Source organism: Phenylobacterium sp., from assembly GCF_037968635.1.
GTDB lineage: Bacteria > Pseudomonadota > Alphaproteobacteria > Caulobacterales > Caulobacteraceae > Phenylobacterium.
Genome location: NZ_JBBKVV010000073.1, coordinates 1 through 15,388 on the forward strand (window position 1 = coordinate 1; position 15,388 = coordinate 15,388).

The following is a 15,388-nucleotide window of genomic DNA, read 5'->3' on the forward strand; positions in this document are numbered from 1 at the left end:
AGCCCCCGAGGCCGCCGAGATCCGCATCGATACGACGAAGGTCTCCCCGACCGAAGCCGCCGAGCAGATCACCGCCTGGCTGGAAGGCGAGCTCGACTACTCGATCTAGGTCGGGCGCCGGCCAGTATCCAGGAAGTCCCGCGCGCTGAAGCCCTCGGGCGGGGCGACCTCGACGATGGGGTCGTCGCGGTCGTCAAACTCCAGGCGCAGGGCCCGGCTCATCACCGCATGCATGTCGTAGAGCGCGGTGATGTAGGTCAGCTCCAGGATCTGCACGTCGTCCAGGAAGGTCCGCAGCGCCGTGAACACTCCGTCCGGGGTGCGTCCGCCCTGCAGGACCAGGCAGTCGGCATAGGCCAGGACCGCCCGCTCGTTGGCGCTGTAGCAGTCGGCCACCTGCCAGTTGGGCACCGCCGCGATCCGCTCCTCCGAGACCTTCAGGCCCCGCAGGGACTTGCAGTGCTGGGAGAAGACGAACTGGCTGCCGCGGGCCCAGCCGGCCCGGGTCTGCGCCAGCTCCCGCAGCACCGGGTCCAGCTTGCGGTCCGGCGTGCGGTAGAGGGCGAAGCCCTGGTTGGCGTGCTTGAGGATGTCGGGGCTGTTGGCGAACACCGTCCACCAGTCGCCGGTCGTGCCCGTGGCCGTCCCGGGCTCAGCAACGGGATCGCGATCGCCGAACAGCAGGTCGTAGGTCTTGGTGACCATCTCGGAGGTGGCCTCGGCGCGGCTGACCTGCCTGAGGCGCGGCATCAGGCTTCCACCGCCGCGCCGGCCGGTTCGTGGGCCACGTCCTGCGGCCCGAAGTCCTTCGTCCAGGCCGCGAACTCCAACATGATGCCGTTGGGATCGGTGAAATAGACCGAACGCACGAACACGCCGGGATGCAGTTCGGCGGCCACGCCGGCGGCGCTGTCGTCGTGGTTCACCACCATGGGCAAGACCTCGACACCGGCGGCTTGCAGCCGCTTGATGCTATCCTGCAGATCACCGGCCTCCATGTCGAAAGCCACGTGGTTCATGGAGCCGACGGCCGACTTGGGCGCTTGAGGGAACTTCGCCACCGAAGCTACGCCCGGGGCGGCCGCTGGCACCTCCGGCCACCAGAAGAAGGCGACGCTGGCGCCGCCTCCGCAGTCGAAGAAGAAATGCTGCCCCCCGTCCGGCAGGGCGATGGTCTTGATCAGCGGCATGCCCAGCACGTCGCGATAGAACTTCACGGTCTCGCCCATGTCGCGGCAGACGAGGGCCAGGTGATTGATGCCTTTGGTACGCATGGACGCCTCCTGCCAAGCGCGTCAGCTAAAGTGGACACCGGTTTAGCGTCCGACGCGCGCCAAATGAAAAACGAGGGCGGGTTCAGGCCGCCCTGAACCCGCCCTAGAAGGTGAGAACAATCTTTCCGAAATGCTCGCCCGCGGCCATGGCGGCGAAGGCCTGCCCTGCCTCGGTGAACGGGAACACCTTGTCGACGACCGGCTGGATGCGGTGCAGCTCCAGCGCCCGGCACATGGCCTCGAACATCTCCCGCGAGCCCACCGACAGGCCCTGGAGCCGGGCCGAATTGCCGATCAGGGCGCCGGGATTGAGCCCCTCGCCCGCCCCGGCCACCACCCCGATCACGGCGATGTGGCCGTTGATGCGGATCGCCCTCAGGCTCTGATGGATGGTGCCGCCGCCCCCGACCTCCATGATGAAGTCGGCGCCCACCCCGGCGGTGGCCACGCGCACGGCCTTGGCCCATTCGGGATCGGCCTTGTAGTTGTGCAGGTGGTCGGCCCCCAGCGACTTGGCCCGCGCCAGCTTCTCGTCCGACGACGAGGTGATGAAGGTCCGGTAGCCGGCCGCGTGGGCGAACTGCAGGCCGAAGATCGAGACGCCGCCGGTGCCTTGAAGCACCACGGTGTCGCCCGGCTCCAGCCGCGCGTCCTCGAACAGGCCGCGCCAGGCCGTCAGCGCTGCGCAGGGCAAGGTCGCCACCTGCTGGTCGGTCAGATAGGCCGGGACCTTCGAGACCCCCTCCTCGCTGAACAGCTGAAGTTCAGAGCCCGCGCCGGGGATCGGGAAACCGAGCGACGAGGACAGCTTCTCCAGGGTCGGGCGGCCCGACAGCCAGCTCTGGAAGAACAAGGTCGCGATCCGGTCGCCCACGGCCACGCGAGTGACGCCCTCTCCGATCGCCTCCACCACGCCGCAGCCGTCGGAAAAGGGGGTGATGGTCCCGGCCTGCCCGGAGCCGCGGCTATACATGCCGTTGATCATCAGCATGTCGCGATAGTTCAGCGACACCGCCTTCATGCGCACCAGGACCTGGCCGGGCCCCGGCGTCGGATCGGGCCGTTCGACCACCTTGATCTGGTCACCGCCCCAGGGAGCGGTCACTTCCAACGCACGCACGGCGGTTCCTCTCCCGTCTATGTTTTGCGGCCATAGTCGCGCCATCCGAGCGGCCTGCAAGACTGTCGTGGCGTAAGCCCGCCACGGCGGCGCCACATCAGGCGCCTAGGGTCGGGTTCATGACTCAGTCTCGTCTCCTGGTTTGCGGCTTTGGTTCCTTCCCCGCCGCGCCGCGCAATCCCTCCGCCGCCGTGGTCGAGGCCCTGGCCAGGGAGGCCTGGGCGCCCCCTGGCATCGAGGTCGAGTACCTCACCCTCCCCGTCGCCTGGACCGGCTCGGTGGAGGCCATCCAGCGCGCTCTCGCCCACCGCGCCGCCGACGCCGTGCTGGTGGTGGGCGTGGCCACCGAATCCGACGCCTTCCGCGTTGAGACCATGGGGCGCAACCACGCCGGCCGCGCCAAGCCCGACGACCTCGGCGAGACCTGGGAAGGCTCGGTCATCAAGCCCGAGGGGCCCGGCGCGCTCGCCTCCACCGCCCCCACCGACGAGATTCTGGCCGCCCTGATCGGCTCGCACCTGGCCGCGCGGCTGTCCGACGACGCGGGCGACTACCTTTGCAACTTCACCCTGTACCGGCTCCTCGCCGACGCGGCCGCCCCCTCGGTGGCCTTCCTGCACGTGCCCCAGGCCCGGGAATTCTCCGACGCCGCCAGCGGCTCGCTGCAGGAGATCGACCAGGCGGTCCGCGCCACGGTGCGTACCCTTGCGGACGCCCTTAGGCGTCCAGTCGCCGAACGCCATACAGCCTGACCGCACCGGCCAGTCCCACCAGCGACATCGCGGCCATGACGAAATAGCCGTGAGCGCCGATGCGGTCGAACAGGGCGCCGGAGACGATGGTCGCCACGCCGCTCAACACGCCACCGGAGAGGGCCGAGTTGATGGTCTGGGCCGCCGAGGCGTTGCTGGGCTTGGAGAGCTGATCCACCAGTTGCAGCGAGCCGATGAAGGTCGCCGCGTAGGTAAAGGTGTGCAGGGCCTGGATCGGGAACACCATCCAGAGGGGCGGCGAGAGCGCCAGAGCGCCCCAGCGCACCACAGCCGCCACGCCACCCAGGACCAGCAGGTTGCGCGCGCCGAACCTCCGGCGCCAGGGCTCCATGAACCACAGGAAGATCACCTCGACGGCGACGCCCACGCCCCAAAGCAGGCCGGTCATGGACTCCGGTATCCCCTGGTCGCGCCAGGCCAGGGTCGAGAACGAATAGTAGAAGGCGTGGGCCGACTGGATCAGGCCGGCGGAGATCACCACCAGCATGAAGTCCTTGTCGCGGAACAGATCGCGCAACCCCGCCATGCGCTCGGCCAGCACGGCTGTTCCGCCACCGACCCGAACCGGGTCCGGCGGCAACCAGTAGCGCGCGCCAAACGCCACCAGCAGGCCGGCCACGGTGATCCAGACCAGCACCAGTTCCGGCGAGCCCCGCGCCAGGATCAGACCCATGCCGATATTGGCGATGATAAAGGCCACCGAGCCGATGCCCCGCGGCCAGCCATAGTTGAAGCCGTCCTTCTGGGACCGAGCCAGGACCACCACGTCCGTCAGCGGCCCAACCGTCGCGTACATCGTCGAGGCGATGAACCACAGGCCGAACCACCAGGCGAACCCCAGAGGCGCCACCATCAGCGCGTAGCCTGCCGCCATCGCCAGTCCCATCAGGATCAGCGGTGTACGGCGCAGGGAGAAGCTGTCGGCCCACATGGCCAGCAGAGGCGCCGTGACGGTGCGGGCCAACAAAGGGGCCGACAGGATCAGGCCGATCTGCGCCCCGTTCAGGCCGCGATGGTCGAACCAGACCGGGATATAGGGCGACGCCGCGCCGCCACCGATGAAGATGGCTCCGTAGAACAGACCAAGGCGCACGGGGCTGGACATCTTCATCCTGCTAGACCGAGTCGGAGCCCAATCTCGTCATCGTGCAATCGGTAGCGCGATGTGATCGCGCGAGGCCTTCCGCAGGCCCGCGTAAGCATGATAGCGCCAGGGTTGCGATGACCGATAACGCCCATGCCGCCAGCGTCTCCGAACTGCTCGTCCTGATCGGAGAGCGAAAGACGCGCAAGGTGTCGGTGGCCGACATTCTGGAGACCTTCGGCGACCGCGCTTTTGGAGCGCTGATGTTCGTGTTCGCCGCGCCGCTGGTCCTGCCCATGCCCCCCGGGGTCTCAGCGATCCTCGGCGCGCCCCTGGCCTTCATCACGGCCCAGTGGATGCTGGGGCGCCGCACCTTATGGCTGCCCAGGGCGCTGCTGGACCGCACCATGAGCATGTCGGACTTCCGCAATCTGTCGGAAAAGCTGATGCCCCACCTGGAACGGCTGGAGCGGCGACTGAAGCCGCGCCTGACCTTTATGTACAACCGCTTCGCCGACCGATTGATGGGGGCGATCTGCTTCTCGCTCTCCATCATCGTCTTCCTGCCGATCCCCTTCGGCAACATGCTGCCCTCCTTCGCCATCGCCGCCTTCGCCATCGGCACGGCGGAACGGGACGGTTATGCAGCGATCATCGGCTGGGTGATGGCGGCGGTGAGCATCATCGTCCTGGGGGTGCTGTCCAAGGCGATCATCGCTGCGATCATGGCGTTCTTCGGCACCCTGATGGGAATGTTCTAGCCGCTCACTTCGGCCGCGGGCGGAACGGCGCCGGCGCGCGCCCTGCGCTCTCCTCGCGATCCCGTCTGCGCCGCGGCGACCAAAAGCGCCCGATCATTGCGTTCCGCGCCCGCTCCCGGTTGCCGAGGACAGCGCGGAGCGTAAGGTCATCCCAAGCCATGAAATTTGGCGAAGGACAGGGGACGAGCATGAGCCGAGCCAACAGCCGAGACAGGGCCCTGCGCGAACGCGCCGCCGCGGTGATCCCAGGTGGAATGTACGGCCACCAGTCCGTGGGCCTACTGCCCGACGACTATCCGCAGTTCTTCACCCGCGGCGAAGGCGCCCACCTGTGGGACGTGGATGGCGCCCGCTACCTCGACTTCATGTGCGCCTATGGCCCGAACCTGTTCGGCTACGCCAACCCGGAGATCGACGCGGCCTATGTCCGCCAACTGGGCCTCGGCGACACCCTGACCGGGCCTACCGAACTGCTGGTCCGGCTGGCGGAGGAGATGACCGCCCTGGTCACCCACGCCGACTGGGCGATCTTCTGCAAGAACGGCACGGACGCCACCTCCATGGCGCTCTCCACCGCCCGCCAGCACACCCGGCGCAAGACCATCATCCGGGCCAAGGGCGCCTATCACGGCGCCGCCACCTGGTGTGTGAACCGACCGGCCGGAACCGTCCCAAGCGACCAGGCCCATCAGATCTTCTGCGACTATAATGACGTGGCCAGCCTGGAGGCCGCCGCCGCTGAGGCCGGCGACGACCTGGCCGGCATCTTCGCCGCGCCGTTCAAGCACGACGCCTTCATCGACCAGGCAGGCCCCGACCTGGCCTATGCCCGCAAGGCCCGGGAAATCTGTGATCGCACGGGCGCCCTGCTGATCGTCGACGAGGTGCGGGCCGGCCTGCGGCTGTCGCGAGACCTTTCGTGGTCGCTGATCGGCGTGCAGCCCGACCTTTCGACCTGGGGCAAGTGCCTGGCCAACGGCCACCCGATTTCGATGATGCTGGGCGCCGACAAGGCTAGGAAAGCCGCCTCGCAGATCTATGTCACCGGCTCGTTCTGGTTCCAGGCCGCGCCGATGGCCGCAGCGCTCGAGACCCTGCGGCTGGTGCGCGACACCGACTATCTGGAGCGGCTGCAGACCCTGGGCGACCGGCTGGCCGACGGCCTGCGCGAACGGGCGAGCGCGGCGGGCTTCGGCTTGCGGGTCTCGGGCCCGGTGCAGATGCCGCTTTTCCTGTTCGATGACGACCCGGACCTGCGCAAGGGCTTCTGCTGGTCCAGCGAGATGCTGAACCGGGGCGTCTATGTCCACCCGTGGCACAACATGTTCATGTGCGCGGCGATGACGCAGGGCGATATCGACTCGGCCCTGAACGCCGCCGAGGCCTCGTTCGCGGTCCTGAAGCAGCAGGGTCCCAGCCTCGAGCCCGTCGCCAAGATGAGCTTCCTCATGCCCGCCAGCCAAGGCTAGACCATGCCGATCAGCGACTATTCCGAGCACGACGGCGTGGCCCTGGGCCAGATGGTGGCCAAGGGCGAGGTGACGCCCCTGGAGCTGGTGGACGCCGCCATCGAGCGGATCGAGCGGCACAACGGGACCCTGAACGCCGTGGTCCACACCGCCTATGATGAGGCCCGCGAGCGCGCGAAGGGCCCCCTGCCCGACGGCCCCTTCAAGGGCGTGCCGTTCCTGATCAAGGACCTGGGCATGCCGGTGGCGGGCTGGCCCCGCACCTCCGGCAGCAAGTTCGCGCGCCACATCGTCGACACCGAGGACGGCGGCCTGACCCGGCGCTACCGCGAGTCCGGCGTCGTTCCTCTGGGCAAGACCAACACCCCGGAATACGGCATCACCGGCACGACGGAGAGCGCCCTGCTGGGACCTTGCCGAAATCCCTGGAACCCGGCCCACATCTCCGGCGGCTCGTCGGGCGGCGCGGCTTCGGCGGTGGCGGCGGGCATCGTGCCCATGGCCCACGCCAGCGACGGCCTCGGCTCGATCCGCATCCCGGCCGCCTGCTGCGGCCTGGTGGGGCTGAAGGTCAACCGCGACCGGGTGCCCAACCTGCCCGACGCCTTCGACTACGCCGCCGGTTTCGTGGTGGACCACGTGGTGACGCGGACGGTGCGGGATTCGGCCGTCATGCTCGACGCCACCGGCATTCCCGAACCCGGCTCCCCCTACGCCCTGCCCGCCAAGGTCCGGCCCTACGCGCAGGAGATCGAGACCTCGCCTGGCAAGCTGCGGATCGCCTGGTCCAGCGAGACTGCCAACGGCCGCCCCATCGATCCCGAAATCCAGGCGGCCCTCGAACGCACCGCCACCCTGCTGAAGAGCCTGGGCCACGACGTGGTGGAGAAGGGCCTGGGCATCGACTACCGCGCGCTTTACGCCGCCCGCGGCCCGGTGAGCGGCGCCAACTTCGCCGGCGGCATGGAGCGCCTGATCGACGAGGTCGGGCGCGAGCCCGAGCCGGACGAACTGGAGCCCCTGACCTGGGCCTCTCTGAAGGGTGGCCGCAGAGTCACCGGCGCAGCCGCCTTCCGGGCCCTGCAAGACCTGCGGATGCTGAACCGCTTCACCCTGGCCTTCTTCGAGGACTGGGACGTCTACCTCTGCCCTGTGCTGGGGACTCCCGTGCCGGAGGTCGGCTTCATCGACCCGGTCAATCTGGAGCCCAAGGAGGTCAATCGCCGTCAGGGCAAGGCCTTCCCCTTCACGCCGCCGATGAACTTCTCGGGTCAGCCCTCGATCTCCCTGCCGCTGGAGATGGACTCGAACGGACTGCCGATCGGGATGATGTTCAGCGCCCGCTACGCCGATGAAGCCACCCTCTTCCGCCTGGCCGCCCAACTTGAGAAGGAAGCCCCCTGGAAAGGTCGCCGCCCGGCGGTCTGGGGGTAGGTCGTGGGTCCCTGGTTTCGTCTGGCCGCCATCGGCGGCTTCCTCTGCGTGGGCTTCGGCGCCTTCGCCGCCCACGGGATCACCGACCCCAAGGCCCAGGAGTGGCTGAAGACCGGCGCCCTCTACGGCTTCGTCCACATGCTGGCGGCCTTTGCGGCGGGACAGCGGTCCGGCCGGGGCGCGGCGCTCGCACCGCCGCTGTTCCTGGCGGGCCTGGTGCTGTTCTCGGGCTCTCTCTGGGCCATGGGCCTCGGCGCCCCGCGCTGGTTCGGCGCCATCACACCGCTGGGCGGCCTGGCCTTCATGGGTGGTTGGGCGGCGCTCGCGTGGAGCCGGCCTAAACCTCCCCCCGCTTAGGCAGCGCCAGCAGCCTTAGCGCCAGGGCCGAGCCGATCAGGGCGACGAACATGGTGAGCGCCATGGGCCGCGCCGTGCCGTCGTGGAGCACGCCGGTGAGGCCAGAGGCCAGGGCGCCGACGCCGAAGGAGGCCCCACCCATCAGGGCTGAGACGGAGCCCGCCCGGCGCGTGTCGACGTTCAAGGCGCCGGCCATGGTGTTGCCCTGCATGAAGCCGTAGGTGCCCAGCAGGATGAAGAGCATGGGCAGGACGGTCCACGGCCCGCCGATCCCGGTGACGGCGGCCAGCGCCAGAAGGGCTCCGGCGGCGACCGAGGCCAGGCTCGCGCGGCTGAGCACCTCGTCGGGGGTCGCGCGGCGCAAGGCGTAGCGATTGATCTGGCTCGATCCGATGACAGCGGCGGCGTTCAGGCCGAAGAGCCATGGGAACTGGGTGGGCGTCGCCCCATAGGTCCCCATCAGGAGTTCCGGCGAGGCGGAGATGTAGGTGAACAGGGTCGCCCCGTTCAGCGCCCCGGCCAGGCAGTAGCCGATCAGACGACGCTGCTTCAGCAGGGCCATATAGGCGCCGAAGGGACTCTCCGACATCGCCTGGGCCAGGGTCTCGGCCGAGCGCGACTCCCTCATGCGCCACAGGGACGCGCCGCCCACCACCAGGCCGAAGGCCGCCAGGAACCAGAAGTTCAGCCGCCACCCCCCCAGCACCAGCAGGGCCGCCCCCAGCAGGGGCGCAAGGATCGGCGCCAGCCCCATGATCAGGGTCATCAGCGACAGCATCCGCGCCGTCTCGGTATGGTTGAAGCGGTCGCGGACGACGGCGCGGGCCACCACGCCGCCGGCGCAGCCGCCCAGGGCCTGGATGAACCGCGCGCCGATCAGCATCTCCGGCGACGAAGCCAGGGCGCAGGCGATGGAGGCCAGGATGTAGATGGCCACCCCCACCACAATAGGCGGACGCCGGCCGAAGCGGTCGGAGGCCGGTCCGTATATGAACTGGCCGATGGCCATGCCGGCGAAGAAGGCCGCCAGCGTTCCCTGGGTCTGGGCCGGGCTCGCGCCGAGATCGGCCCCGATCGCCGGCAGGCTGGAGAGATACATGTCGATGGACATCGGCGCGAAGGCGGTCAGCGATCCCAGCAGGATCACCAGGCCCCAGGGGGTCTTCTCCGGGACGTACGGCGCACGCGGATCGCTCATGGCCTTGTTCTAACCCGGTTCGGCGGGCTGGGAACCGTCAAGGCTTGCCTTCCCCGACCGGAAGCTCTGCATCATGAGTCAAACGCACAAGGAACCGCCGCCATGTCCGCTCTCACCACCCAGATGCCGCCCGTGCAGCACGCCGCCGTCAATGGCATCGACATGGCCTATTACGAGGTGGGGCCGCGCGGCCAGGGTGTGCCGATCATCTTCTGCCACGGCTTCCCGGAGCTGGCCTTTTCCTGGCGCCATCAACTGGCCGCCTGCGAGGCCGCCGGCCGCTGGGCGATCGCGCCGGACCAGCGCGGCTACGGCCTGACCTCGCGGCCCGAGGCGGTCACAGACTACGACATGGAGCACCTGACCGGCGACCTGGTGGGGCTGATGGATCACCTGGGTGTGGAGAAGGCGATCTTCTGCGGCCATGACTGGGGCGGCATCATCGTCTGGCAGATGCCGCTGATGCATCCCGACCGCTGCGCCGGCGTGATCGGGCTCAACACCCCCTTCATGCGCCGCTCCCCCTTCGATCCCATCGCCGCCATGCGCATGGCCTTCGGCGAGGACATGTACATCGTCTGGTTCCAGAAGCCGGGCGTGGCCGACGCGGTCCTGGGCGCGGACGCCGACAAGACCATGCGCTTCTTCATGCGCAAGCCCGCCGCCCTGGGCGACCTCGACGCGGGCGCCGGGCTGGACATGTCGTCCGCCGCCCCGGAAGGCCAGTCGACCTTCGCCTTCGGTGATCTGCTGAACGCCTGGGACAAGTCCGACACCGCCAACCAGCTTCTCACGCCCGAGGAACTGGCCGCCTTCGTGGAGACCTTCGAGGCCACCGGCTTCACCGGCGGCATCAACTGGTACCGCAACTTCACCCGCAACTGGGAACGCAGCGCCGACCTGCCCACCCGCGTCGATGGCATTCCCTGCCTGATGATCATGGCCGAGAAGGACGTTGTGCTGTCGCCGGCCATGGCCGATGGCATGGAAGAGGTGATCGGCGACCTGGAGAAGGTGCTGGTGAAGGATTCCGGACACTGGACGCAGCAAGAAAAGCCCAAAGAGGTCAATGATCTCATCCTCGGCTGGATGGACCGCCGCTTCCCGCGCTAGACTGCGGGGGATGGAACGCAACACCCCGCCGGCCGCCCTCTCCTCCTCCACGAACCGGCGCGGCCTGTTCCCGGAGAGCGAGCCCTTCACCCATGGGTGGATGCCGACCGGAGGCCAGCACGAGATCTTCTACGAGGTCTGCGGCAATCCGGACGGCAAGCCCTGCGTGATCCTGCACGGCGGCCCGGGCGGGGCGATCAATCCGACCATGCGGCGGTTCTTCAACCCGTCGAAGTGGAAGATGGTGCTGTTCGACCAGCGCGGTTGCGGCAAGTCGCGGCCCAACGCCAGCCTGGACGACAACACAACCTGGTCGCTGATCGACGACATCGAACGCCTGCGCATCCACCTGGGCGTCGAGAAGTGGACCGTGTTCGGCGGCTCCTGGGGTTCGACCCTGGCGCTGGCCTACGCCATCACCCATCCGCAGCGGGTCGAGGCGCTGGTTTTGCGGGGGGTCTTCCTGCTGACCCAGCGCGAACTGCGCTGGTTCTATCAGGACGGGGCCAGCTTCCTGTTCCCCGACGCCTGGCAGAAGTTCCTGGCCCCGATCCCGGAGGCCGAGCGCGGCGACATGGTCAGCGCCTATCACCGCCGCCTCACCCACACCGACCGTCGGGTTCAGGCCGAGGCCGCGGCGGCCTGGAGCCAGTGGGAGGGCGACACCATCTCCATTCGCGGCCCCGAGGCGCGCCCCTCGAAGTTCAACGAGATCGACTTCGCCATCGCCTTTGCGCGCATCGAGTGCCACTTCTTCGCCAACAAGGGCTTCTTCAACGAAGACGGCTGGATCCTGAAGAACATCGGCAAGATCCGCGGCATCCCCGGCTGGATCGTCCAGGGCCGCTTCGACGTGGTCACGCCGATGGAAAGCGCCTGGAACCTCAAGACCGCCTGGCCCGAGGCCCGCTTCGAGGTGGTCTGGGACGCCGGTCACGCCTCGACTGAGCCCGGCATCGTCGACGGCCTCGTGCGGGCGACAGATCAGGCCTTCTCGGTCTAACGATCAAAGCCTTCCCCCATCGAGGGGCAGGAGAAGATCAGAGGAAGCTGCCCTTGCCGCTGGTGACTTCCGAATAACGGTGGACGCGCACGGCCTGGACCAGGCCAAAGCCGATCATCACCGTGGCCATGACGGTGCCGCCGTAGGAGAGCATCGGCATGGGCACGCCCACCACCGGCGCCAGGCCCATGACCATGCCGCCGTTGATCATCACATAGAGCGCGAACGTCGCCGTCACGCCGGCCGCCGACAAGCGCCCGAAGTGGGAATGGGCCAGGGCCGAGGTGCGCAGGGCCATGAAGATCACCACAGCGTAGAGGAACAGCACCGAGAAGCAGCCGACGAAGCCGAACTCCTCGGCCAGGGTCGCGAAGATGAAGTCGGTCTGTTTCTCCGGCAGGAAGTTGAGCTGGCTCTGCGAACCCAGGCCGTAACCCTTGCCGAGCAATCCGCCCGAGCCCAAGGCGATCTTCGATTGCAGGATGTGATAGCCGGAACCCGACGGGTCGCTCTCCGGGTCAAGGAAGGTGAAGACCCGTTTGCGCTGGTAGTCGTGTAGCACGAACATCACCATCGGGGGGATCGAGATCGCCGCCGCACCGAGCGCCGTGGCGATGACCCGCCAGTCCAGGCCAGCCAGCACAACCACCGCGACGCCGGTCATGAGGATCAGCATGGCCGTGCCCAGGTCGGGCTGGTGGGCCACCAGAACGACAGGCGCCGCGATCATCAGCAAGGGGATCAGCAGCCACCAGGAGAAACGGGCGTTGTCGGCCGAGATCGAGTGGTAAAACCGCGCCAGGGCCAGCACGATTCCCAGCTTCATCACCTCCGAGGGCTGGAAACTGCCCAAGGGGCCAAGGTCGAGCCAGCGTTGCGCGCCCATGCGCACGTCGCCGATCGCCTCCACCAGCACCAGCAGAACAAGGCCCACCCCATACAGGGGATAGGCGATCGCGAACCAGACCCGCAGATCGACCATGGCCAGCACCACCATGACCACGAACAGGACGCCGAAGCGCAGCAGATGGGCCCCGGCCCAAGGCTCCCACGAGGAACCTGCGATGGAGAACATCATCAGGGCGCCGGCCCCGGCGATCAGGCACAGGGCCAGTGAGAACAGCCAGTCGATCTCGCTGAACTTGACCACCAGCCGGTCGCGTTCGCCGGGCCGGGTCAGCGCGCTGACAGTCATGTGTGACCTCCCGCCGGCGGGACGGACGGCGGCGCGCCGGCGACGGGCGCCTCGGGCGCAGCGCCTTCGGCCAGGCCCTCGGGGGTAAGTTCGGGCATGGGCAGGGGCTTTTCGATGCGGGCGCGGATCTCAGGATCCTTCAGCAGGGCGACCCGCATCACCTCACGCGCGCGCGGCGCGCCGGCCGTCGCGCCCCCCAGGCCACCGTGCTCGACGATCACCGAGATCGCATAGCGCGGGGCGTCATAAGGCGCGAAGGCGACGAACAGATTGTGGTCCTTCAGCTTCCACTGGACGCTGGCCGAGTTGCGGTCGGCGACATTGTCGTAGCTGCGGACCTGGGCGGTGCCCGTCTTGCCGGCCATCATCACGTCCCCGAGTCCGAGCTGGCTCTGCCGATAGGCGGTGCCGGTGACATCGTTGGCCACCGCGATCATGGCGCCGCGCACATAGTCGACATGTTGCTGCTGGAACGGCAGGTCGGGTACGGCCGCGCCGCTGGGCAGCTCCTTGCCGCCGATTGAGCGCACCAGGCGCGGGTTCAGCGCCTTGCGCCCGTTGGCCAACCGAGCGGTCATCACCGCCAGCTGCAGGGCGTTGACGTTCACATAGCCCTGGCCAATCCCGTAGCTGACGGAGTCCCCCGGCTGCCAGACCGGCTCGCGCTTGACCGCCTTACGCTTCCATTCCCGCGACCCGACGATGCCCTTCTTCTGACCGGGAATGCCCAGGTCAAAGACCTGACCGAAGCCCAGAGCATGAGCCGCCCGCGCGATGGGGTCGGGCCCGATCTTCAGGGCCGTCTGGTAGAAGTAGATGTCGCAGGAGTTCTTGATGGCGTCGTGCATGTTTTGCGAGCCGTGCCCGCCATGCTTCCAGCAACGCCAGGTACGGCCGCCATAGTACCAGCCGCCCGAACAATTGACCCTGACCTCAGGGTCGATGCCCGCCTCCAGCGCCGCCAGGGCCACTGTCGGCTTGAAGGTGGAGCCGGGCGGGTAGAGACCCGACATGGCCTTGTCCAGCAACGGCTTGCGTTCGTAGTTGGCCAACGCCCGGTATTCCGACCCCGTCATGCCCCGCACAAAGCGATTGGCGTCGAAGCTGGGCGCCGAGGCCATGCAGAGCACGTCGCCGGTGCGGCAATCGAGCATGACCACCGCCCCGCTCTCGTCGCCCATGACCTCCAGGGCGCGGGTCTGGATGTCGGCGTCCAGGGAGAGTTGGATCTCGCTGCCTGGCGTCGCTGGAATATCGCCGTCGGCGTCCTGACGCACCTCGCGGCCGTTGGCGTCGACCTCGACCTTCTGGGCCCCGGGCCGGCCGCGCAGACGCAGGTCGAAGGCCTTTTCCACCCCCTGCCGACCGATCCGGAAGCCCGGGTGCAGCATGATGGACTCGGAGTTCGGCCCAGTCGGGGCGAGGTCTTCCTTGTTCACCTTGGCCACGTAGCCGATCACGTGGGCGAAGGCGCCGCCATGCGGATAGACGCGCACCTCACCCATGTCGGCGGTGACCCCGGGCATTTCCGGGGCGCGGACATTGATGGCCGAGAACTGCTCCCAGCTCATGTCCTCCATCACCGAGACCGGCGACCGTTTGGGGGCGCGGGCCAGGTCCTTGTTCAGGCGGGCCTGGCGGTCGGCGTCGAGCGGCACGAAGTGAGCCAGGGTCTTGAGCGTGCTCTCGGGATCCATCTTCCCGTCCTTGGCCACCAGCAGCCGGAAGTTCGGACGGTTGGAGGCCAGGATCACGCCGTTACGGTCGACGATCAGGCCCCGCGGCGGCGGCACCAGCCGGAAATTGAACTGGTTGGAGGCCGACATCTTCTCGTAGCGCTGGGCCTCCACCAGTTGGAGGTGGGCCAGCCGACCGGTGAGCGCCAGCAGACCCAGCCCCGACAGGCCGCCCATGAGGAAGGCGCGGCGGTGGAAGACACCCTGCCGCTCATTGACCTCGGTGAAGAAGATGGAGGGCTCGCTCATGCGGCCGACGTCCTAACGGAACCGAACATCGGCATCTTCGAACCTGTCGATGAGCCGATGGGCGAAGGGATAGAGCAGGATTGTGGCGAGGAATTGCCAAGCCACCGCGATCAGGCTCGGCGAGGCGCGCGCATCGAGGCGCGTGAACAGGAAGCCCGCCAGGCTGGCGATGGCGCAGGCTGCGGCGAACCAAGCCCACATCATCGGCCGGCTCTGGCCCACCATCCAGTTGCGACAGAGCAGGACAACGCCATAGGCGGTCAGCAGTGACAGCGCCCAGAGCCCGATCGGAGACCCCCAGAATATGTCAAGGAACAGCCCCATCAACAGCACGCCGAAGGGAGCCAGGATCGAGGGTCGAATGACCGCCCAGGCGAAGGCCGGGACCATGCAGAACACCGGCTCGGGCAGTTGCAGGGTGAAGACCCGCAGCGGGACCGCGAAGAGCAGGGTCCAGCCCAGGCATTGGAGCATGGGAAAGCCAAGCCAGCGCCACGGATCCAGAGGACGGGCGGCGGAAAGGCTCAAAATGGCACCTCCGTCGGCGCGGCCGCGGCGGGCGCAGGCGTCGGGGCGGGCGCCAGACCGGGCGAGGGCGCGGGCGGCTTGGCCACGGGCTTGG

Annotated in this window: 15 protein-coding genes; 7 read left to right on the top strand and 8 right to left on the bottom strand. The window is 68.2% G+C overall.

The features are described 5' to 3' along the window. Positions 1-105 precede the first annotated feature (105 nt). From AAC997_RS08770 to AAC997_RS08780, 3 genes are all read right to left on the bottom strand, one after another. The gene (locus AAC997_RS08770) at positions 106-750 is read right to left on the bottom strand and encodes a carboxymuconolactone decarboxylase family protein (protein WP_340645314.1); all 645 of its coding nucleotides are present in this window, start codon (positions 748-750) and stop codon (positions 106-108) included. After that, positions 750-1,274 (bottom strand): VOC family protein, encoded by a 525-nt coding sequence (locus tag AAC997_RS08775; protein ID WP_340645315.1) that lies wholly within the window; start codon positions 1,272-1,274, stop codon positions 750-752. The genes AAC997_RS08770 and AAC997_RS08775 overlap by 1 nt, the downstream gene beginning before the upstream one ends. 103 nt (positions 1,275-1,377) lie before the next feature. Further along, the gene (locus AAC997_RS08780; protein WP_340645316.1) at positions 1,378-2,379 is read right to left on the bottom strand and encodes an NAD(P)-dependent alcohol dehydrogenase; all 1,002 of its coding nucleotides are present in this window, start codon (positions 2,377-2,379) and stop codon (positions 1,378-1,380) included. Positions 2,380-2,513: 134 nt separating this feature from the next. On the opposite strand from AAC997_RS08780, the gene AAC997_RS08785 reads away from it, so the two are divergent. Continuing rightward, positions 2,514-3,146: a hypothetical protein gene (locus tag AAC997_RS08785; RefSeq protein ID WP_340645317.1), complete on the top strand. Its 633-nt coding sequence runs from the start codon at positions 2,514-2,516 to the stop codon at positions 3,144-3,146. On the opposite strand, the gene AAC997_RS08790 is transcribed toward AAC997_RS08785, so the two are convergent. Continuing rightward, positions 3,112-4,272: an MFS transporter gene (locus AAC997_RS08790; protein ID WP_340645318.1), complete on the bottom strand. Its 1,161-nt coding sequence runs from the start codon at positions 4,270-4,272 to the stop codon at positions 3,112-3,114. The two genes, AAC997_RS08785 and AAC997_RS08790, sit on opposite strands and share 35 nt — an antisense overlap. Before the next feature lie 116 nt (positions 4,273-4,388). Here AAC997_RS08790 and AAC997_RS08795 point away from each other — a divergent pair, with 116 nt between their 5' ends. The 4 genes from AAC997_RS08795 to AAC997_RS08810 all read left to right on the top strand — a co-directional run bounded on the left by AAC997_RS08795 (position 4,389) and on the right by AAC997_RS08810 (position 8,272). Then, the gene (locus AAC997_RS08795) at positions 4,389-5,012 is read left to right on the top strand and encodes an exopolysaccharide biosynthesis protein (protein WP_340645319.1); all 624 of its coding nucleotides are present in this window, start codon (positions 4,389-4,391) and stop codon (positions 5,010-5,012) included. 188 nt (positions 5,013-5,200) lie between these two features. Then, entirely contained in the window at positions 5,201-6,481 is a 1,281-nt protein-coding gene (locus AAC997_RS08800; protein ID WP_340645320.1) for an aminotransferase class III-fold pyridoxal phosphate-dependent enzyme, read from the top strand. A 3-nt stretch (positions 6,482-6,484) separates the two neighbouring features. Further along, a complete protein-coding gene (locus tag AAC997_RS08805; RefSeq protein ID WP_340645321.1) occupies positions 6,485-7,915 on the top strand; it encodes an amidase family protein in 1,431 nt (476 codons plus the stop codon). Between the two features lie 3 nt (positions 7,916-7,918). Then, a complete protein-coding gene (locus AAC997_RS08810; protein WP_340645322.1) occupies positions 7,919-8,272 on the top strand; it encodes a DUF423 domain-containing protein in 354 nt (117 codons plus the stop codon). On the opposite strand, the gene AAC997_RS08815 is transcribed toward AAC997_RS08810, so the two are convergent. Next, on the bottom strand, positions 8,253-9,470 hold the full coding sequence (locus AAC997_RS08815) for a multidrug effflux MFS transporter (RefSeq protein ID WP_340645323.1): 1,218 nt from the start codon (positions 9,468-9,470) through the stop codon (positions 8,253-8,255). The genes AAC997_RS08810 and AAC997_RS08815 overlap by 20 nt on opposite strands. A 102-nt stretch (positions 9,471-9,572) precedes the next feature. Between AAC997_RS08815 and AAC997_RS08820 the strand changes: the two genes are divergently transcribed. Together AAC997_RS08820 and pip are read left to right on the top strand one after the other, a co-directional pair. Continuing rightward, positions 9,573-10,583, top strand: coding sequence for an alpha/beta hydrolase (locus AAC997_RS08820; RefSeq protein WP_340645324.1), 1,011 nt, complete (start codon positions 9,573-9,575; stop codon positions 10,581-10,583). A gap of 10 nt (positions 10,584-10,593) precedes the next feature. After that, positions 10,594-11,586, top strand: coding sequence for a prolyl aminopeptidase (gene pip, locus AAC997_RS08825; protein WP_340645325.1), 993 nt, complete (start codon positions 10,594-10,596; stop codon positions 11,584-11,586). A gap of 37 nt (positions 11,587-11,623) precedes the next feature. On the opposite strand, the gene rodA is transcribed toward pip, so the two are convergent. The 3 genes from rodA to AAC997_RS08840 form a co-directional block, all read right to left on the bottom strand. Continuing rightward, positions 11,624-12,781, bottom strand: a complete 1,158-nt coding sequence (gene rodA / locus AAC997_RS08830) for a rod shape-determining protein RodA (RefSeq protein WP_340645326.1) — start codon at positions 12,779-12,781, stop codon at positions 11,624-11,626. After that, complete coding sequence (mrdA, locus tag AAC997_RS08835) at positions 12,778-14,766, bottom strand: penicillin-binding protein 2 (RefSeq protein ID WP_340645327.1); 1,989 nt, start codon at positions 14,764-14,766, stop codon at positions 12,778-12,780. The genes rodA and mrdA overlap by 4 nt, the downstream gene beginning before the upstream one ends. A gap of 12 nt (positions 14,767-14,778) precedes the next feature. Then, on the bottom strand, positions 14,779-15,388 hold a 610-nt coding region (locus AAC997_RS08840; protein WP_340645328.1), incomplete at its 5' end, for a hypothetical protein.